The 19076-nt window shown below is 38.9% G+C and carries 17 protein-coding genes; 4 read left to right on the top strand and 13 right to left on the bottom strand.

All coding sequences use genetic code 11. The features are described 5' to 3' along the window. Positions 1-15: 15 nt before the first annotated feature. The 10 genes from I2I04_RS08070 to tsaD all read right to left on the bottom strand — a co-directional run bounded on the left by I2I04_RS08070 (position 16) and on the right by tsaD (position 8340). Positions 16-1011: an AAA family ATPase gene (locus I2I04_RS08070; RefSeq protein WP_004314364.1), complete on the bottom strand. Its 996-nt coding sequence runs from the start codon at positions 1009-1011 to the stop codon at positions 16-18. Between the two features lie 235 nt (positions 1012-1246). Further along, positions 1247-2596 carry an HU family DNA-binding protein gene (locus I2I04_RS08065; protein WP_195654752.1) on the bottom strand — a complete coding sequence of 450 codons (1350 nt, stop codon included), beginning with the start codon at positions 2594-2596 and terminating at the stop codon, positions 1247-1249. A 13-nt stretch (positions 2597-2609) separates the two neighbouring features. Then, entirely contained in the window at positions 2610-2882 is a 273-nt protein-coding gene (locus I2I04_RS08060; RefSeq protein ID WP_004314362.1) for an HU family DNA-binding protein, read from the bottom strand. Next, positions 2875-4185 carry a 30S ribosomal protein S12 methylthiotransferase RimO gene (gene rimO / locus I2I04_RS08055; RefSeq protein WP_195471334.1) on the bottom strand — a complete coding sequence of 437 codons (1311 nt, stop codon included), beginning with the start codon at positions 4183-4185 and terminating at the stop codon, positions 2875-2877. Before rimO ends, I2I04_RS08060 begins: the two co-directional genes overlap by 8 nt. Beyond that, positions 4182-5141: a signal recognition particle-docking protein FtsY gene (gene ftsY / locus I2I04_RS08050; RefSeq protein WP_143260316.1), complete on the bottom strand. Its 960-nt coding sequence runs from the start codon at positions 5139-5141 to the stop codon at positions 4182-4184. Before ftsY ends, rimO begins: the two co-directional genes overlap by 4 nt. A gap of 138 nt (positions 5142-5279) precedes the next feature. Further along, positions 5280-5438 carry a DUF4295 domain-containing protein gene (locus tag I2I04_RS08045; protein WP_004295982.1) on the bottom strand — a complete coding sequence of 53 codons (159 nt, stop codon included), beginning with the start codon at positions 5436-5438 and terminating at the stop codon, positions 5280-5282. A 17-nt stretch (positions 5439-5455) separates the two neighbouring features. Then, positions 5456-5644, bottom strand: a complete 189-nt coding sequence (gene rpmG / locus I2I04_RS08040) for a 50S ribosomal protein L33 (protein ID WP_002560155.1) — start codon at positions 5642-5644, stop codon at positions 5456-5458. A 21-nt stretch (positions 5645-5665) separates the two neighbouring features. Further along, on the bottom strand, positions 5666-5926 hold the full coding sequence (rpmB, locus tag I2I04_RS08035; RefSeq protein ID WP_004314359.1) for a 50S ribosomal protein L28: 261 nt from the start codon (positions 5924-5926) through the stop codon (positions 5666-5668). A gap of 122 nt (positions 5927-6048) precedes the next feature. Then, positions 6049-7281 carry a competence/damage-inducible protein A gene (locus I2I04_RS08030; protein ID WP_195471337.1) on the bottom strand — a complete coding sequence of 411 codons (1233 nt, stop codon included), beginning with the start codon at positions 7279-7281 and terminating at the stop codon, positions 6049-6051. 39 nt (positions 7282-7320) lie between these two features. After that, positions 7321-8340: a tRNA (adenosine(37)-N6)-threonylcarbamoyltransferase complex transferase subunit TsaD gene (gene tsaD, locus I2I04_RS08025; protein WP_143260314.1), complete on the bottom strand. Its 1020-nt coding sequence runs from the start codon at positions 8338-8340 to the stop codon at positions 7321-7323. A gap of 200 nt (positions 8341-8540) precedes the next feature. Here tsaD and I2I04_RS08020 point away from each other — a divergent pair, with 200 nt between their 5' ends. Next, positions 8541-12995 carry a translocation/assembly module TamB gene (locus I2I04_RS08020; RefSeq protein ID WP_195654751.1) on the top strand — a complete coding sequence of 1485 codons (4455 nt, stop codon included), beginning with the start codon at positions 8541-8543 and terminating at the stop codon, positions 12993-12995. Positions 12996-13164: 169 nt separating this feature from the next. Here the strand turns inward: I2I04_RS08020 and I2I04_RS08015 are convergent, their stop codons facing one another. Next, positions 13165-13602, bottom strand: coding sequence for a PepSY-like domain-containing protein (locus I2I04_RS08015; RefSeq protein WP_143260312.1), 438 nt, complete (start codon positions 13600-13602; stop codon positions 13165-13167). A 321-nt stretch (positions 13603-13923) separates the two neighbouring features. Between I2I04_RS08015 and I2I04_RS08010 the strand changes: the two genes are divergently transcribed. From I2I04_RS08010 to I2I04_RS08000, 3 genes are read left to right on the top strand one after another with little or no spacing between them, the layout of a single operon-like run. Continuing rightward, positions 13924-15075: an NEW3 domain-containing protein gene (locus I2I04_RS08010; protein ID WP_143260311.1), complete on the top strand. Its 1152-nt coding sequence runs from the start codon at positions 13924-13926 to the stop codon at positions 15073-15075. A 3-nt stretch (positions 15076-15078) separates the two neighbouring features. After that, the gene (locus I2I04_RS08005) at positions 15079-15822 is read left to right on the top strand and encodes an ABC transporter ATP-binding protein (protein ID WP_143260310.1); all 744 of its coding nucleotides are present in this window, start codon (positions 15079-15081) and stop codon (positions 15820-15822) included. Continuing rightward, the gene (locus I2I04_RS08000; RefSeq protein ID WP_007752792.1) at positions 15815-16771 is read left to right on the top strand and encodes an ABC transporter permease; all 957 of its coding nucleotides are present in this window, start codon (positions 15815-15817) and stop codon (positions 16769-16771) included. The genes I2I04_RS08005 and I2I04_RS08000 overlap by 8 nt, the downstream gene beginning before the upstream one ends. A 128-nt stretch (positions 16772-16899) precedes the next feature. Here I2I04_RS08000 and I2I04_RS07995 read toward each other — a convergent pair whose 3' ends face one another. Further along, positions 16900-18174 carry a sensor histidine kinase gene (locus I2I04_RS07995; RefSeq protein ID WP_195654750.1) on the bottom strand — a complete coding sequence of 425 codons (1275 nt, stop codon included), beginning with the start codon at positions 18172-18174 and terminating at the stop codon, positions 16900-16902. A gap of 21 nt (positions 18175-18195) precedes the next feature. Further along, complete coding sequence (locus I2I04_RS07990) at positions 18196-18873, bottom strand: response regulator transcription factor (protein WP_143260308.1); 678 nt, start codon at positions 18871-18873, stop codon at positions 18196-18198. Positions 18874-19076: the final 203 nt, after the last annotated feature.

The following is a 19076-nucleotide window of genomic DNA, read 5'->3' as shown; positions in this document are numbered from 1 at the left end:
TATTATAACTACAAATTAGGGCACTTCAACCTTATTCAAAATCTTACTGATGATTTCGTCCGAAGTCATATTATTAGCTTCAGCTTCGTATGTCAATCCAATACGATGACGGAGAACATCATGTGCTACAGCACGTACATCTTCTGGAATTACGTAACCGCGACGTTTGATAAATGCATATGTGCGAGCAGCCAAGGCCAGATTGATAGATGCACGAGGTGAACCTCCGAATCCGATCATATCTTTCAGTTCCTTGAGATCATACTTTTCAGGGAAACGGGTTGCAAATACAATATCTACAATATAACGTTCAATCTTCTCATCCAGATACACCTGACGAACAACCTTACGTGCTTCAATAATTTCATCCGCTTTGAGAATAGGCTTCACATTAAACTTCTCACCATTGATATTTTGGCGAATAATCAGTTTTTCTTCTTCCAGCTTCGGATAATCAATGACAACTTTCAGCATGAAACGGTCAACTTGTGCCTCAGGAAGCGGGTAAGTTCCTTCTTGTTCGATAGGGTTCTGAGTAGCCAGTACAAGGAAAGGTTCCGGTAATATGAATGTTTCTTTACCAATAGTAACCTGACGTTCCTGCATTGCTTCCAGCAAAGCACTCTGTACTTTAGCAGGAGCACGGTTGATTTCATCAGCTAATACAAAGTTTGCGAAAATTGGTCCTCGCTGCACTTTAAAAGATTCATCTTTCTGACTGTAAACCATTGTACCGATAACGTCGGCAGGCAATAAGTCTGGCGTAAACTGGATACGGCTATACTTCGCATCAATCAAAGAAGCGAGTGTTTTAATAGCCAAGGTTTTCGCCAAACCAGGCACACCTTCCAAAAGAACGTGACCATCGGAAAGTAATCCGATAAGCAGTGATTCAACCAAATGTTTCTGACCAACAATGATTTGGTCCATCCCTGTCGTAAGATTGGTAACGAAAGCACTTTGTCTTTCAATCCGCTCATTTAGCTCGCGGATATCAATTGATTCAGCCATAAATACTTAATATTTTATTATTTAAATCCCTTTTATTTTATGTAAGCCTTGCCTGTGTCATAAGGCTTCCTATTTTGCCCTCAAAAGTACGCCATATAATTAACGATTGCAACTAATTTTTATTAAAAAACAATGCGAAATCTTTAGATTAAGGTACTTTCATACGCTTTTGTACATCCATAACATTTCACCCGATCAATACAAGATTTGCATGATCGGGTGAATATATTGCTATTTATTCTTTTATAAGTTCCGGTATTTCAATTGTTGTGCCATATGGTACGTTATTGGGGTTCTTAATAACCTTTGGGTTGTGCTTTACAATGTATGGCCACATTGCTTTTGTACCATAAAAACGCAAGGATACCCTAGTCAAAGTTTCTCCTTCTTTGATTGTATATTTCGTTTTGGTTCCTGTGATTTTATAAGATGCTGAATCTAAATAAACAGATGTAGCAGGTTGCTGTGGAGCTGTCTGGGGTTCTGCTTTGGCAGGAACAGTTTCTTCTTTTTGAGCAACAGGTTGTGTGGTCGTAACAACTTTAGGTATATCAGGAGTTATTTCCTTTATGGTATCCTTCCGTTCAATTGTATCGGAAAGTTGTGCTTCCGGTTGAACGGGTTGAGTTGTCACAGGTGGCATATCCAGGGCGTTCTTGTCAGATGAAGAGGAAAATAAATCCGGGTAATAAATGAATAGGATAACACCTCCACATAATAACAAAACGATTACAATAACAGCTATTAAATAAGGTACAGGAGATTTTTCCTTCACTGGAGCTGTTTTTTTAGAAGTCTGCTGAGATACTTGTTCTGATTTGATCGGTTTAATCGTTTCTTTTTTAGCAGGAGGTATTGTAGGAGCCACAGGTTGCAGATTTGCTTTCATAAGCTCTTGTTCTATAATTTTCTCGGCAGTGATCTCCTCTTTTTCTTCTATTATAGGTGCTGCTGGTCGTTGTTCTACAATTGCTACTTCCTCCTCCGGGACTTCTTCATCTTCCTGCTGTTCGACTTTTTTTTCGATATCAGTTTTTGTGATGGTCTCTTTAGGCTCTGATTGCTCAATAGATGGTTGAACAGTTATTTGCTCTTCCTTAATCAACTCTTCTTCTGAAAGCTCATCATCAGTGCCTTCATATTCCTTTGTTATAGGGGAAGCTGTATTCTCACCAACCTCATTCAAGGCAGTTTGTACTGACGCTTCCTCTCCAGCTTCTTCTTCCTCTGCATTTTCTATTGGAGTATCTTCCAAGATTGTATTTTCATTCAATACAACAGTCTCAAAGTGTGCGAAAGGCTTATTTATTGTATCTCTTAGATTTGCATCCGGAGAAAATGAGACTTTCGTATGTCCCTTTATCTGGAAACGTTCTCCTGTGTTGACATTGACACTTTCCCGGCTATCTACATCAATAAGTTTGAAAGTTCCCAATCCTTTGATTTTTACAGTCTTCTCGTTCTCCAAAGCTTGTTCTATCAAGAGAAAAAACTCTTTAACAAACGCTTCGGCGTCTTTCTTGGTCATGCTATGTTTGGCTGCCAATAAGTCAGTAAGGTCTTGAATTGTTAGTCTTTCATTCATAACGGGAAATTATTTATTTAAACTTATCTTTCAATGTATTGCTAGGTCTATAAGATAGCACTAATTTGGGTGGAACCAACATGCGTTGTTTGCTTGCCGGGTTAATTGAAATTCGTTCCGCTTTCTTTTTTACTTCAAACGAGCCGAATCCTTGAACTGCAATCACATTACCTTCTTCCAATTCTTGTGTCATGCTGGACAACAAAGAACCTATCAATTCGGAAGTATCCTTGATTGTGTATCCCAATCTTTCCGCTAGTTCGGATGTAAATTCCTTATTATTCATAGTCATTTATAATCTTTGCATATAAATCAAAATCGTCTGCATTCGTTACTTCTACCTGATAAAACTGTCCGATCTTAAGTTCTCTCTCTGAACGATTGACCAGCACTTCCGGATCTACTTCCGGTGAATCAAATTCTGTTCGTCCAATATAATAATCTCCTTCCAGACGGTCGATGATAATTTTCATCTGTTTGCCGATTTTTTCCGTACTTAATTCTGCCGAGATACCTTGCTGGATGTCCATCAATTCATCAAGTCTGGCTTGTTTGACCTCTTGTGGAATAGAATCTTCGTATGTTTCTGCAGCATAAGTTCCTTCTTCTTCGGAATATGCAAAAGCTCCCATCCGATCAAAACGTACTTTGCGCACAAACTCTTTAAGCTCTTCGAAGTCTTCCTCGGTTTCTCCCGGATGTCCTACCATTAAAGTTGTTCGCAGGTGAATGCCCGGCACTTCTTTACGAAACTGTTCAATCAGTCGGTAAGTATCTTCTTTGCTCACTTGCCGGCGCATTAATTTCAACATATTGTCACTGATATGCTGAAGAGCAATATCCATATATTTACATACATTATCGCGTTCACGTATAACCCGGAATAAATCCGTTGGGAAATGTGCCGGATAGGCATAATGCAACCGAATCCATTCCACGCCAGGAATATCGGAAATACGTTCAATCAGTTCCGGAAGCATTTGCTTCTTATACCGATCGATCCCATAATAAGTCAATTCCTGTGCGATCACCTGAAATTCTTTCACGCCTTGCGATACCAGGTATCGTACTTCATCCAAAATTTCCTCCATTGGTTTGGAGACATGGTGTCCTGTAATAATGGGAATGGCACAATAAGAACATTTGCGGTCACACCCTTCTGAAATTTTCAGGTAAGCATAATGCTGGGGAGTTGTCAATGTCCGTTCGATATATAACTCATCATGATAGACCTTTCCTAAATCTTGCAAAAGCTCCTTCCAGTTGAACTTGCCATAAAATTTATCTACTTGCGGTATTTCAACAGCCAATTCCTTAAGATAACGTTCGGAAAGACAACCCATCACGAAAAGTTTCTTTAAATCCCCTTCTTCTTTTCTTTCAGCAAATTCCAGAATCATATTTATGGACTCCTCTTTGGCGTCACCAATAAAGCCGCACGTGTTAATTACTGCAATTTCTCCTTGTGGATTTTCAGTATCATGGGTTACGCTATATCCGACTTCTTCCAGTTGGCGCATTAACTGCTCGGAGTCAACCAAATTTTTAGAGCATCCTAAAGTGATAATATCTATTCTCTTTCTTTTCATGCGTTCTCTCCAAACAAGGAATCAACGAATTCATTTTTACGGAATACTTGCAGGTCTTCCATACCTTCACCTAACCCGATATATTTAACAGGAATCTTGAATTGATCGGAAATGCCAATCACAACACCACCTTTAGCGGTTCCGTCAAGTTTAGTGATAGCCATAGCAGTAACTTCGGTTGCCAGAGTGAATTGTTTGGCCTGTTCGAATGCATTTTGTCCGGTGGAACCGTCCAATACCAATAAAACTTCATCTGGTGCATCGGGTACAACCTTCTTCATCACATTCTTGATTTTGGTCAACTCGTTCATCAAGCCCACTTTATTATGCAAACGGCCAGCTGTATCGATTATAACCACATCTGCGTTATTGGCAACGGCAGAACTAAGAGTGTCATAAGCCACAGATGCAGGATCCGCTCCCATTTTCTGTTTGACAACAGGAACTCCTACCCGTTCTCCCCAAATCATTAATTGTTCTACAGCTGCAGCACGGAAAGTGTCGGCAGCTCCCAAATAAACCGATTTACCTGCTTTTTTGAATTGATAAGCCAGCTTACCAATAGTTGTAGTTTTCCCTACTCCATTCACTCCCACAACCATGATGACATAAGGTTTCCTTGTGATGGGTACGTCAAAATCAGCTACATCATTCGAGTTGTTTTCGGTAAGCAAAGCGGCTATTTCGTCACGTAATATAAGATTCAGTTCTTGAGTATTCACATACTTATCGGCCGCAGCGCGTTTCTCGATGCGTTTGATAATATTTAAAGTTGTTTCTACACCTACGTCAGATGTGATCAGTACTTCTTCCAGATTATCCAACACTTCATCGTCTACTTTTGACTTACCAGCCACAGCACGAGCAATTTTACTAAATACGCTCTCTTTGGTTTTAGATAATCCTTTATCTAAAGTTTCCTTCTTCTCTTTTGAAAAAAAACTAAAAAATCCCATATTGACACTTGTTTGTATAATACATTTGCTACAAAGATATAACAAAGGATTGGAAAAGTAAAAAAAGAAGCAATAAAAAATCCCCTCATTGTTTGCCAATGAGAGGATTTTGCAGTTATAGCGTATATGCTATTTCGATTATTTTTTGAAAAAGTCTTGTACTTTTTCGTTCGGAACCATTTGCTCATCAAAAACGTATGCTCCAGTTTTCGGAGATTTTACCATTTTGATAACCTTGGTATAAGCACGACCTTCTTTAGAACCTTCGTGCAAACTTGCTACTGTTTTCTTTGCCATGGGTTATACTACTTTTATTATTTAATTTCCTTGTGTACTGTTACTCTCTTCAGAATTGGGTTGTATTTTTTCAACTCAAGTCTTTCTGTAGTATTCTTTCTGTTCTTAGTTGTGATATAACGAGATGTTCCCGGCATTCCACTGTCTTTGTGTTCTGTACATTCCAGAATCACTTGTACTCTGTTACCTTTTGCTTTCTTTGCCATTGTAAGTTTTCTCCTCTACGTTTAGCCGATTACTTTAATGCTTTTCCAATCACAATAACCTTTAGCCACTGCTTCAGTCAGCGCAGCATCCAGTCCTTTTTTGTTGATAATACGCAACCCATTAGCGCAAAGGCTAAGGCTGATCCAACAATCCTGTTCTACATAATAGAACTTTTTGTTAAACAAGTTCAAATCAAAGGTTCTTTTAGTTCTTCTCTTTGAGTGTGAAACATTGTTGCCAATCATGGCTTTCTTTCCGGTAATTTGACAAATCTTCGACATTTCTATCTTATTTTTATAGTTTTATATCTATACTTATTTCAAACAGGACGCAAAGTAAGCACTTTTATCCGTATAAAACAAGAATTTCTTAAAATAATTCACTTCTAGGCACCTATTTTTCTTTATTTGAGTAAATCACGGAGCATTAATAGGGCATTATTGCCAGCTCTTTCAATATTCATGCTTCTTCCGCGGTTTGTTTCCTGTTTGTAAGTATGAATTTCGTTTTTATAACCAGCAGCTATCCAAACAGTTCCCACCGGTTTCTCCGGAGTACCACCTCCGGGGCCTGCTATCCCTGAAGTAGCAATAGCACAGTCTGTTTTTAATGCTTTCATCGCACCTTTTACCATTTCAATCACAGTTTCCTCACTGACAGCTCCATGTCGTTCCAAAGTTTCGGAGGAAACGTGCAAAAGCCCCATTTTCACTTCATTAGAGTAGGCCACTACACTTCCATTAAAATATTCAGAACTGCCGGCGATGGAAGTCAACCGTGCGGCAATACTGCCCCCGGTACAACTTTCTGCGGTGGAAACGGTCAATTTCTTCTTTTTTAAAAGCTCACCGACTATAACCTCCAATGGTGTATCTTCTTCACTGAAAATATCTTCGCCAAGTATTTCCTCTAATTTTAACTTTTCACGTTCAAGAAGAACTTTTACTTCTTCTCTGTTTTGTCCTCGTCCTGTCAGTCTAAGACGGATAATGCCAAGTTTGGGTAGATATGCCAATTTAATGCATTCTGGTAAAGCGTTCTCCCACGATTCTAACTTTTCGGCTAATACAGATTCCGGATAGTGCTGTACAAGAAATGTTTGATGCATAATAACATCCGTTTGAAATCTATCGTGCAGCTTAGGTAACACGCTTTCTGTCATCACAGCAATCATTTCTTGTGGAACGCCCGGCATGGAAACAAGTATCTTGCCATCCCTCTCGAACCAACTGACAGAAGCACTTCCCACAGGATTATTTATTACCGTACAATTTTTCGGAACCATTGCCTGGCTTTTATTGAGTGCATTCATTGGTATTTTTCCTGCCAGTACCCGTTTAACGTTTTCGAATACTTCTTCGTTGAAAACCAGTTCTGTATGGAAGTATTTGCATAAAGTCTGTTTGGTAATATCGTCTTTGGTAGGGCCGAGTCCTCCGGTTACTAAAACAATATTCACCCTTTTCATCGCATTATCAATCGCTTCCATGATTTCTTCTTCCCGGTCACGGATTGAAACAATACGAAGAACTTCAATGCCTATTTTATTTAATTCCTGCCCCATCCAAGCAGAATTAGTATCGACAACCTGCCCTATCAGCAGTTCATCGCCAATGGTTATTATTTCGGCAAACATACTTCTTAGTTTTATCCTATTATATATAAGGTATACTTATTATAATGTTACACGGGAATAAGCCGGAAGATCAATAGAACAAAAGTCCTTATCCAGGTATTTGAAATATCCGGTAATGGCAATCATTGCTGCATTATCGGTAGTATAACTGAATTTAGGGATGAAAATATTCCAACCATATTTCTCGGCGTGTTCTCGGAAAGCATTGCGTAATCCGTTATTTGCTGAAACTCCTCCGGCTACTGCTATTTCATTAATTTTATATTCTTTGGCAGCTTTCCGTAATTTATCCATCAGAATGTCCACTACAGTAGCTTCCAATGATGCTGCAAGGTCTACTTTATGGTGCTCTATAAAATCCGGATCATCTTTTAGCCAGTTGCGTAATGAATATAAAAAGGAAGTTTTCAATCCGCTAAAACTGTAGTCTAAACCGGGAATATGCGGTTTGCTGAATGTAAAAGCTTTCGGATTTCCCTGGCGTGCCAACTTGTCAATGATTGGTCCACCCGGATAGCCAAGTCCCATCACTTTAGAACATTTATCAATTGCTTCACCTGCCGCATCGTCAATAGTCTGTCCGAGGATCTCCATATCATTATAGGCTTTTACCAATATGATTTGTGAATTTCCTCCAGATACCAGCAAACAAAGAAATGGGAAAGCAGGCTTTTTTTCTTCTTCTCCTTCCACTTTAATAAAATGAGCTAAAACATGTCCGGTCAAGTGATTAACGTCAATCATTGGAATATTCAAAGAACGAGCAAACCCTTTTGCAAAGGAGACTCCGACAAGCAAAGACCCCATCAATCCTGGACCACGAGTGAAAGCTACTGCACTCAACTCTTCTTTGGTGACACCGGCACGTTTTAATGCTTCATGTACTACCGGTACGATGTTTTGTTGGTGTGCCCGTGAAGCCAATTCGGGTACTACTCCGCCGTATGCTTCATGTACGGCTTGACTTGATACCACATTTGACAGCAAATAACCATCCTTGATTACGGCTGCCGACGTATCGTCACAGGAGGATTCAATTCCTAAAATTATTGCACTCATAAGTATTTAAACTATTAAACGGTGCAAAAGTAATCATAAAACTACGATTCGTAACGAACTATTTTATATTTTTGTTCGCAAAATAAAAGTTATCGCATATCAGAACGCTGAAAAAGACTGTACGCTGGGTAGTTGGTATTGTACTGGGAGTATATATCGGAACTATTGTTTTGCTGAATATACCGAGCATTCAGCAAACAATGAGTGTATTTGTGGCTAAAGAACTTTCCGAAGTTTTAAACACAAAGGTAGTGATTGGTAGAATTAATATCGGTCTATTGAACCGTATTATTATTGATGATGTATTGCTTGACGATCAAAATGGTCAGGAAATGCTCAAAGTCACCCGTTTATCCGCCAAGTTTGATATTATGCCTTTCTTTAAAGGAAAGATATCCGTTAGCAGTGTTCAGCTCTTTGGATTTAATATCAATCTCCGGAAAGAGACTCCGGAATCTCCTCCTAATTTTAAATTTGTTTTGGATGCTTTTGCTTCCAAAGATACGGTAAAGAAAGAAAATTCACTTGATTTACGAATTAACTCCATCCTGATTCGTCGTGGAAGGATGTCCTATCATGTGTTATCGGAACAGGAAACACCGGGAAAGTTTAACGCCAAACATATTCAGCTTCAAAATATCATAGCCAATATATCGCTGAAGGCCTTAAGTAAGGACTCTTTGAATTTAGGAATCAAGCGATTGAGCCTTGATGAAAAAGCTTCCGGCTTTTCCTTGAAAAAAATGAGTTTGAAACTGGTTGCCAATAATAAGCAGACAAACATTGATAATTTTACTATAGAGTTACCCGAAACATCTCTTAAGCTGGATACCATTCATTTAGAGTATGATAGTTTGAAAGCTTTTGACCGTTTTACAGAACAAGTGCATTTCTCTTTCCGTACTTTGCCGTCGCAAGTTACTCTAAAAGATATTTCTCCTTTTGTCCCTATCCTATCGCATTTCAAGGAACCGGTGGCATTGGATATGGAGGTGAAGGGAACTGTGGATCAGTTGACTTGTTCGCATTTGGAAATTACGGCCGACGACCGTCAGTTTCGCCTGCGAGGGGATGTGTCACTTCAGGATTTGTCGCGTCCACAAGATGCGTATGTATATGGAACACTTTCCGAGCTTTCGGCCAATACTCGTGGAGTCGGCTTCTTAGTGCGTAATTTGAGTTACAATTATAATGGAGTTCCTCCACTTCTCGAACGTTTGGGAAACGTAAGTTTTCAGGGAGAGATTTCAGGATACTTCACGGACCTAGTTACTTATGGGCGATTACAAACGAGTCTTGGATATGTAAAAACCGACTTGAAATTGAGTTCTGACAAGGCTAAAGGACTGTTTGCATATTCCGGTGCTATCAAAACTGAAGATTTCCAGCTGGGTAAGTTATTGGATAATGAGGAGCTGGGAGAAATCACTTTCAATTTGGACGTACATGGCCGGCATATTGCCGAGCAGTTGCCTGCCGTGGAATTGAAAGGATTGATCGCTTCGGTAGATTATAGCAGATATAGATATGAGAATATCACATTGGATGGAGAATACAAACAAGGTGGATTTAATGGTAAAGTAGCGTTGGATGACCCCAATGGATCGATTTATCTGAATGGAGATGTAAATGTTGCATCCAAAGTGCCTACTTTCAATTTTCTTGCAGTAGTCAATAAAGTGCGCCCACATGATTTGAATCTTACGACCAAATACCCAGATGCGGAGTTCTCTTTAAAGCTGAAAGCTAATTTCACGGGTGGATCAGTGGATGAGATGATTGGAGAAATCAATGTGGATAGTTTGGAGTTTACAGCTCCGGATAAAGCATATTTTATGCAGAATATGAATATTCGGGCTACAAAACAGAACGGTGAGAACCAACTAAGATTGACTTCTGAATTCTTGAAAGCAAGTATAGAAGGTAAATTCCAGTACCACACATTACCTGCCAGTATTCTGAATATTATGCGGAAGTATGTGCCATCTTTGATATTACCTCCCAAGAAGCCGATTGAAACACATAACAATTTTCAGTTTGATGTACATATATATAATACGGACATTTTATCTACAATTTTTGATATACCGTTGACAGTGTATACTCATTCCACATTGAAGGGATATTTCAATGATGCCTTACAACGCTTGCGTGTAGAAGGATATTTTCCCCGTCTGCAATATAAAAATAACTTTATTGAGTCGGGCATGATCCTGTGCGAGAATCCTGCTGATCATATTCGTGCACGGGTTCGTTTGACTTCTTTGAAAAAGAAAGGGGCAGTCAATCTATCCTTGGATGCACAGGCTAAAGATGATAATGTCAGTACGACATTGAATTGGGGGAATAATGCTGCAGTGACATATAGCGGGCAATTGGCTGCCGTTGCCAAATTTCTACGTACAAGCGGAGAAAAACCATTGTTGAAAGCGATGGTAGATGTGAAACCTACTGATGTTATTTTAAATGATACTCTTTGGAAGATACATGCTTCACAAGTGGTGGTCGATTCAGGCAGGGTGGATGTGAATAACTTCTACTTTAGCCATCAGGATAGATATGTACGTATTAACGGCCGGCTCTCCGAGAATCCTAAAGATACTGTAAAGGTTGATTTAAAAGATATAAATATGGGATATGTATTTGATATTGCAAGCATATCCGATGATGTGAATTTTGAAGGTGATGCAACGGGAACAGCTTATGCAAGCGGAGTGCTAAAGAAGCCTATTATGAATACCCGTTTATATATAAAGAACTTTTCACTTAATCAGGGTCGCTTGGGTGATTTGGATATTTATGGTGAGTGGGATAACGAAAATAGAGGTATCCGGTTGGATGCATCCATTCAGGACATATCCCCTTCTCCGTCACGCGTCACAGGTATTATTTATCCATTGAAACCCGAGAGCGGACTTGATTTAAATATTGAAGCAAATGAATTGAACTTAAAATTCCTCGAACATTATATGAAGTCTATTGCCAATGATATTAAAGGACGGGGGACAGGAAAAGTACATTTCTATGGAAAATTCAAAGGATTGAATTTGGATGGTGCGGTTATGACAGACGCTTCCATGAAGTTTGATATCTTGAACACACATTTTGCTGTAAAAGATACGATTCATCTGGCTCCTACCGGATTGACATTTAATAATATACATATATCCGACATGGAAGGACATACGGGGAGAATGAATGGATATTTGCATTTCCTGCATTTTAAAAACTTAAACTATCGTTTTGAGATACAGGCAAATAATATGCTTGTGATGAATACGAAGGAATCGACAGATATGCCTTTCTATGGTACGGTATACGGTACCGGAAACGTATTACTTGCCGGAAATGCCACACAAGGACTGGATGTAAACGTGGCTATGACAACAAACCGAAATACTACCTTTACTTATATTAATGGTAGTGTAGCATCGGCTACCAGTAATCAGTTTATTAAGTTTGTAGATAAAACACCCCGTCGTACTATTCAGGATTCTATTCAGATAATCTCATATTACGAACAAATACAGCAAAAACGCCAGGCAGAAGAAGAACAGAAAACGGATATCCGTTTGAATATTCTGGTGGATGCAACTCCCGATGCTACTATGCGAATTATCATGGACCCTATTGCCGGAGACTATATCAGCGGAAAAGGTACGGGAAATATTCGAACGGAATTTTATAATAAAGGTGATGTGAAGATGTTTGGTAATTATCGGATTAATCAGGGAGTATATAAATTTAGCTTACAGGAAGTAATCCGTAAGGACTTTATAATCAAGGATGGAAGTACAATAACGTTCAATGGTGCACCTCTGGATGCTAACATGGATATACAAGCTTCATATACAGTGAATTCGGCTTCTTTGAATGACTTGATACCAGATGCTTCGGCTATTATCCAACAACCCAATGTACGTGTAAATTGTATCATGAATTTAAGTGGTATGCTGGTACGTCCGACTATCAAGCTGGGTATAGAGCTTCCAAATGAAAGGGATGAAATACAAACATTGGTACGTAACTATATCAGTACAGAAGAGCAGATGAATATGCAGATCCTTTACCTGTTGGGTATTGGTAAGTTTTATACGGAAGATGCACGGAATAATAATCAAAATTCTAATGTGATGTCTTCGGTGCTCTCATCTACCCTCTCCGGCCAGTTGAACAATGCACTTTCACAAGTTTTTGAAACGAATAACTGGAATATAGGTACGAATTTGAGTACGGGTGATAAAGGTTGGACGGATATGGAAGTGGAAGGTATTCTGTCGGGACAATTATTAAATAACCGTTTATTGATAAACGGAAACTTCGGTTATCGGGACAATCCGATGGCTAATACTAACTTTGTAGGAGACTTTGAAGCAGAATGGTTGATTACCCGTTCGGGAGATATCCGCCTGAAGGCTTATAATGAGACGAATGACCGCTATTATACTAAAACGAATTTGACTACACAAGGAGTAGGTATCATGTATAAGAAGGACTTCAATAAATGGAGTGATCTATATTTTTGGAATAAATGGCGGTTGCGTAATAAGCGCAAACGGGAAGAAGCAGAAAAGGTGAAACCGCAACAGACGGACAGTATCACTGATAAAACAGCTAAATCGGCAGTAAAGAGAAATCATTCGCAACAGCAATAAACAATAAACAATAAACGATGACATGATTCCAAGCGGATATGTCATCGTTTATTATAATGAGAATTATGTGATCGGGATCATGTGAATCTTTGATATTCCGTTATGAATGATATCCACTTCCGTATATCCGAAATCCCAGTCATTTCTATCTTGTTCTATTTTAAAAGGTTTAGAAGTCAATATCAATCAAATTGAATTTCAAGTCGAATTTCAATTCCGTACGGTTGGACAGTTTTACTTCATAATCTTTTTTATCCCTCTCTATTTTCAGGATTTTAGCATCGGGGTAATTGGTCGTTACATATTTTTGAATTGTTGCAGGGATAATAGCTGCAGGTACCGCACTATATTTGCAATTCACTTCTTTCCAGTTACCTTTGTTATCAAATTCTACTTTATCACCATTAGTGAAAATCACTTCATAACTTTTATAGAAGAAATCACTTTCCATTTTGGCTAATGCCACTTTGCTGTCGGCAAAATGCTGTTTGATAAACTGTTGTGCCTGTTGTGGCATTTGAGTTACCTGAATAGGTTTGTCGTCATCTGCACGAGCTACTGTTTGCAAAGTAAAAAGACATACTAATAAGAATACTAACTTTTTCATAATCGTTGTTTTTTAAATATTGGTTTTTACTACTATTATTAATTTCACATTGCAAAGATGAAAGGAGAATCTGAAAAGATTTGGGAATTTTGAGAATTATCGAAAAAAAAATCTCATAAAAATATAGTGACGCTATCCGGTTAACATAGCGTCACTATATATAAAGGATACCGTCACCATCCTATAAGGATAGCGTCACTATAATTTCTTCCTGAAATTAGATTCTTTATGATTCTTTTAAAACTACTAATATACACATCGTTTATTTTTGCACACACGAATTTGACAATATTCATATAAAATAACCATAAGAACTTTTTTATGACTATGAGAACAAATTATTTTTTATTGTTAGCTATTCTATTGGGGGTTATTCCCATGAGTTACACACACGCTAATGATTCAATACCTAAAAGCGTGATTTTGTACACACCTTACACAAAAATTTCCGTATCACCCGGAGCGTCAATTGATTATAGTATTGATCTTATCAACAACACAGACCAGTTGACGAATGCTAATCTTTCTGTCAGCGGATTATCAGCAAGTTGGAAACACGAAATGAAATCCGGTGGCTGGAGCCTTAGCCAGCTGTCGGTACTTCCCAAAGAGAAAAAGACTTTTAATTTAAAAGTCGAAGTCCCATTAAAGGTGAACAAAGGCAACTATCATTTTGTGGTATATGCCGGAAACGCTAAACTTCCTTTGGATGTGGTGGTTGCTCAAAAAGGAACATACCAAACTGAATTTACTACTGACCAGCCCAATATGCAGGGAAATTCGAAATCAACCTTCACTTTCAGTGCTACTTTAAAGAATCAGACCGCCGATCAGCAGCTATATGCTTTGATGGCCAATGCCCCCAGAGGGTGGAATGTAGTTTTTAAGCCGAACTACAAACAAGCCACTTCTGCACAAGTAGAAGCAAACAGTACACAGAATGTAAGTATAGATATTACCCCTCCTGCCAATGTCGAAGCCGGCAGCTATAAGATTCCGGTACGTGCCGCTACAGGTTCAACTTCTGCCGAATTGGAACTGGAAGTAGTTGTCACCGGTTCTTATCAAATGGAACTGACTACTCCTCGCGGGTTATTGAGCACAGATGTCACAGCTGGTGATGTGAAGAAAATAGAGTTGGAAGTAAGAAACACTGGTTCCTCATTACTGAAAGATATTCAGTTGTCTGCCAATAAACCTGCAGACTGGGAAGTTACTTTTGAACCTTCAAAGGTTGACGCATTAAAAGCTGGAGAGACATCAACAGTAATGGCTACTTTGAAGGCTTCTAAAAAAGCGCTGCCCGGGGACTATGTGACTACTATCATGGCTAAAACTCCTGAAGTAAATGCCGACGCGCAGTTCAGAATTGCGGTAAAAACTCCGATGATATGGGGATGGGTAGGTGTACTTATCATCATTGCTACTATCGGTGTGGTTTACTATCTGTTCCGTAAATATGGAAGGAGGTAAATTATGGGCGAACAAGTGATCGTACTTACCGATTTGACCAAACAATATGGTAATTTCACTGCTGTAGATCATATTCGCCTGAATATCCGAAAAGGGGAAATCTTCGGATTGTTGGGACCAAATGGTGCCGGAAAATCAACTACTATTTTAATGATGCTAGGATTGACGGAGCCTACTTCGGGAACTGTTGAAATCTGTGGAATAAATTCCACCACACATCCTATTGAAGTAAAAAGGAGGATAGGTTATTTGCCTGAAGATGTAGGATTTTATGATGATATGACAGGACCGGAGAACTTGATTTATACAGCGCGATTAAATGGTATTCCTGATAAGGAGGCGAAAACCAAAGCTATGGAACTGATGAAGCGGGTAGGCCTTGAAGACCAGTTAACCAAAAAGACCGGAAAATATTCTCGTGGTATGAGACAGCGGTTGGGATTGGCTGACGTGCTTATTAAAAATCCGGAGATTATTATCCTCGATGAACCGACTTCAGGAATTGACCCGGCCGGTGTTCAGGAGTTTATCGAACTGATTCGCTGGTTGAGTAAAGAAGAGGGGTTGACTGTACTTTTCTCTTCCCATCACTTGGATCAGGTACAGAAAGTGTGCGACCGGGTTGGTTTGTTTAGTAATGGCCAATTACTTGCGTTGATCGATATGGCAGAACTGAAAGATAAGAAACAGGAATTGTCTGATATTTATAACCATTATTTTGAGGAAGGAGGAGAAAGACATGAATAAAGTCAATCATCCTTTTTGGGTTATCGTCAACAAGGAAATTTCCGACCATGTCAAAAGTTGGCGTTTCATTATATTAATAGGTATTATAGCGCTTACCTGCATGGGGTCGTTATATACGGCACTCACAAATATTGGTGAAGCTATCAAGCCTAATGACCCAGACGGTTCGTTTCTTTTCCTGAAGTTGTTTACAGTTTCAGATGGGACTCTTCCCTCTTTTGTTCTGTTTATTAACTTCTTAGGACCTTTATTGGGAATCGCTTTGGGATTTGATGCTGTCAACTCCGAACAAAATAAAGGAACATTGAGCCGTATGCTATCCCAGCCTATTCATCGCGATTGCATTATCAACGCGAAGTTTGTGGCAGCTCTAATTGTAATAGGCATTATGCTGTTTGTATTGGGCTTTTTGGTAATGGGCTGTGGATTGATTGCCATTGGCATTCCTCCTACAGCAGAAGAGTTTTGGAGAATTGTTTTCTTCATCATAACCAGTATCTTTTATGTAGCATTTTGGCTGAATTTAGCTATTTTGTTTTCACTCCGTTTTCGTCAGGCGGCGACTTCTGCATTGGCATCGGTGGCTGTTTGGTTGTTCTTTAGCGTATTTTATACCATGATTGTTAATTTGGTGGCAAAAGGTTTGAGTCCGTCACAGATGGCGTCGCCTTATCAGATTATCAGTTATCAGAAGTTTATTTTAGGGTTGATGCGTTTGGCTCCGAGTGAATTGTTTAATGAAGCTACTACTACATTATTGATGCCTTCTGTTAGAAGTTTGGGACCATTGACTATGGAACAGGTGCAGGGAGCTATTCCTAGTCCGCTTCCGTTGGGACAAAGTCTTTTAGTCGTATGGCCGCAACTGACGGGACTGATTGCAGCAACAGTCATCTGCTTTGCTATCTCTTATATCATGTTTATGAGGAGAGAAATACGATCCCGATAATTACTCACCATAAAAGACGCAGAGGACACGGAGAAATAAGTTAAATGAATATACCTGGTGGCTCGGATGATGATGACCGATGGGGTATTCACTTTTATTCCGTGTCCTTTGTGTTTTCTGAATAAAAATTATTGTCTGGAGATTTCGAAGCAGTGCTCTTTCTGTTCGAAGTAATATCTTATATTCAAGTGTTGCAGACGACAGATAGAATCGGCTATTGCTAACCCCAAACCTGTAGATCCTTCCTTTTTAGTTCCTTGATAGAAACGTTCGAAGATATGTTCCCTTTCCAACGGATTTTCTACTCCCGAATTTCGGAAAGTAATGCTGTTTTTGGTGACAGTGATCCGGATATGTCCCCCGTCAATGTTATGTACAAATGCATTTTTTAGGAGATTCGTGAGTAAAGCAACAGCCAAAGATTCGTTCATTGTCACATTGAAAATGTCTTGTTCATCGATAGTCGCTTCTATGTTACGATAATCGTAAACTTCTTCGTAATCTTGCAGATACTGTTTGAGAAGTCCATTTAGTTCCAATTGCTTGGTATCCGTAAACTGGCCATTGTCAATTTTGGTAAGCAATAGTAGAGATTTATTTAATTTAGTGATGTATTCTAAAGTCTGATGGGTTTTCATCAGCTCTTCCAGTTGTTTTTCTGATAACGAATCATCTTCCATCAACATTTCCAATCGGTTGCGGCAGATAGCAAGTGGAGTTTGTATTTCATGTGAAGCATTTCCGATAAATTGTTTTTGTTGTTCGAACATCTGCTCCGTACGTTCTACATAACGAATTGCAGCCTCATTTAATTTTCGGAACTCCGTGATCTGGGTTTCGTTACTCAACGGCTTATTCTTTTTTCCTGTTTGATAACCATCCAGCCAATGAAGAAGTACATAGAGTGGTCGCATATTCCGATAGAACACCCATACGGAAATGACAATAATGCAGAATAACAGAGCTACATACAAAAATATAATCCATACTTGGATGGCATCTCTCAAATCATCTTTTTCAATGCTGGGTGTCGATACTGTCAGTTCGTGGTATCGCCCTTCATCGTCTTTAAAGATAGTAGTAAGAATACGTGCCGGTTCGGTTTCCCCTTTTTCTTCAATATATACCATAGAGTCTTTATACTGAATATCCTCCCGGCTTTCCGCATACTCTTTGCTTATTTCCATCATGTAATATTGATTGTTGGAGCCATTGGTTTTAGAAGGCAACTCCTCTCCTGCTAATGCCCGGACAATAATGGTTTCCGAATAATCTTCCAAAGCGTCATCCATTTCATCGTTGACTTCATCGATCATCGTAACATAAAAAAAGATAGCCCAGACTGTTAATATCAGGGTCAAAGCAAGTGTAATACGAAGAATGATGTAATATATTAATTTCATGGACAATAATCTCTTTCTTTTTTATTCTACTACCATTTTATACCCAAATCCATAGACTGCTTTGATTTCAATATTTGCACCCGAATCCTTGAGCTTTTTGCGAAGATTTTTAATCTGCGCATATATGAAGTCAAAATTATCGACCTGATCGATATGGTCTCCCCATACTGACTCGGCCAAAGTGTTTTTATTGATTAATCTTCCGGGACGATTGATAAAATATAACAGGATGTCATACTCTTTTCTATTTAGCTCCACTTCTTGGTCGTTGACAAATACACGATATTTATCCGGCTCTATCCGTACATTGCCTTGGCGGATATCAATCTCTCCGTCATGCTGATGGCGACGAATCACGCTTTTAATTCGTGCGTTTAGTTCAACCAAATGAAATGGCTTCGGTAAATAATCGTCTGCCCCCAGTTCTAAACCTAAAACTTTGTCTTCCAAGGAGTCCTTTGCGGAAATAATAATTACGTTCTCTCGCTTATGGAGAGCTTTCAGTCGTTCAAGAAGATCGAGTCCGCTTCCGTCTGGTAGCATGATGTCCAATAAGATACAATCATAGTCGTAATCTTCAATTTTGCGTATAGCAGAATTAAAGTCACCGGCTGTTTCCACAACGTAACGTTCTTTTTCAAGTGAACATTGAATCAGTTCTCTCAAAGAGGGTTCGTCTTCTACAATCAATATCTTCATAATTTTGTCTCCTTTCTTTTTTGCATACTACAAAGAAAAGGGATATTTCTGAAATAAAACTGAAATGGATTGAAAAAAGAGTTTGAAAATAACTATTGAATGTCCAATGAACTATTAGGACAGGCAACAAATTATATAATATGGAAGGAAAAAAGAAAAGGATGAAAGCGATTGAATCGTTCCCATCCTTTTTATAATTACGC

The sequence above is a fragment of the Bacteroides sp. 1001136B_160425_E2 genome, from assembly GCF_015559655.1.
Lineage (GTDB): Bacteria > Bacteroidota > Bacteroidia > Bacteroidales > Bacteroidaceae > Bacteroides > Bacteroides luhongzhouii.
The sequence above is the reverse complement of the archived record's forward strand: the minus strand, read 5'-3'. Positions and strand labels throughout refer to the sequence as shown.

What these genes read in the sequence shown, in the direction of transcription:
- I2I04_RS08070 (WP_004314364.1), bottom strand. Translation starts at nt 1,011, where the DNA reads ATGGCTGAATCAATTGATATCCGCGAGCTAAATGAGCGGATTGAAAGA.
- I2I04_RS08065 (WP_195654752.1), bottom strand. Translation starts at nt 2,596, where the DNA reads ATGAATGAAAGACTAACAATTCAAGACCTTACTGACTTATTGGCAGCC.
- I2I04_RS08060 (WP_004314362.1), bottom strand. Translation starts at nt 2,882, where the DNA reads ATGAATAATAAGGAATTTACATCCGAACTAGCGGAAAGATTGGGATAC.
- rimO (WP_195471334.1), bottom strand. Translation starts at nt 4,185, where the DNA reads ATGAAAAGAAAGAGAATAGATATTATCACTTTAGGATGCTCTAAAAAT.
- ftsY (WP_143260316.1), bottom strand. Translation starts at nt 5,141, where the DNA reads ATGGGATTTTTTAGTTTTTTTTCAAAAGAGAAGAAGGAAACTTTAGAT.
- I2I04_RS08045 (WP_004295982.1), bottom strand. Translation starts at nt 5,438, where the DNA reads ATGGCAAAGAAAACAGTAGCAAGTTTGCACGAAGGTTCTAAAGAAGGT.
- rpmG (WP_002560155.1), bottom strand. Translation starts at nt 5,644, where the DNA reads ATGGCAAAGAAAGCAAAAGGTAACAGAGTACAAGTGATTCTGGAATGT.
- rpmB (WP_004314359.1), bottom strand. Translation starts at nt 5,926, where the DNA reads ATGTCGAAGATTTGTCAAATTACCGGAAAGAAAGCCATGATTGGCAAC.
- I2I04_RS08030 (WP_195471337.1), bottom strand. Translation starts at nt 7,281, where the DNA reads ATGTTTGCCGAAATAATAACCATTGGCGATGAACTGCTGATAGGGCAG.
- tsaD (WP_143260314.1), bottom strand. Translation starts at nt 8,340, where the DNA reads ATGAGTGCAATAATTTTAGGAATTGAATCCTCCTGTGACGATACGTCG.
- I2I04_RS08020 (WP_195654751.1), top strand. Translation starts at nt 8,541, where the DNA reads ATGAGTGTATTTGTGGCTAAAGAACTTTCCGAAGTTTTAAACACAAAG.
- I2I04_RS08015 (WP_143260312.1), bottom strand. Translation starts at nt 13,602, where the DNA reads ATGAAAAAGTTAGTATTCTTATTAGTATGTCTTTTTACTTTGCAAACA.
- I2I04_RS08010 (WP_143260311.1), top strand. Translation starts at nt 13,924, where the DNA reads ATGACTATGAGAACAAATTATTTTTTATTGTTAGCTATTCTATTGGGG.
- I2I04_RS08005 (WP_143260310.1), top strand. Translation starts at nt 15,079, where the DNA reads ATGGGCGAACAAGTGATCGTACTTACCGATTTGACCAAACAATATGGT.
- I2I04_RS08000 (WP_007752792.1), top strand. Translation starts at nt 15,815, where the DNA reads ATGAATAAAGTCAATCATCCTTTTTGGGTTATCGTCAACAAGGAAATT.
- I2I04_RS07995 (WP_195654750.1), bottom strand. Translation starts at nt 18,174, where the DNA reads ATGAAATTAATATATTACATCATTCTTCGTATTACACTTGCTTTGACC.
- I2I04_RS07990 (WP_143260308.1), bottom strand. Translation starts at nt 18,873, where the DNA reads ATGAAGATATTGATTGTAGAAGACGAACCCTCTTTGAGAGAACTGATT.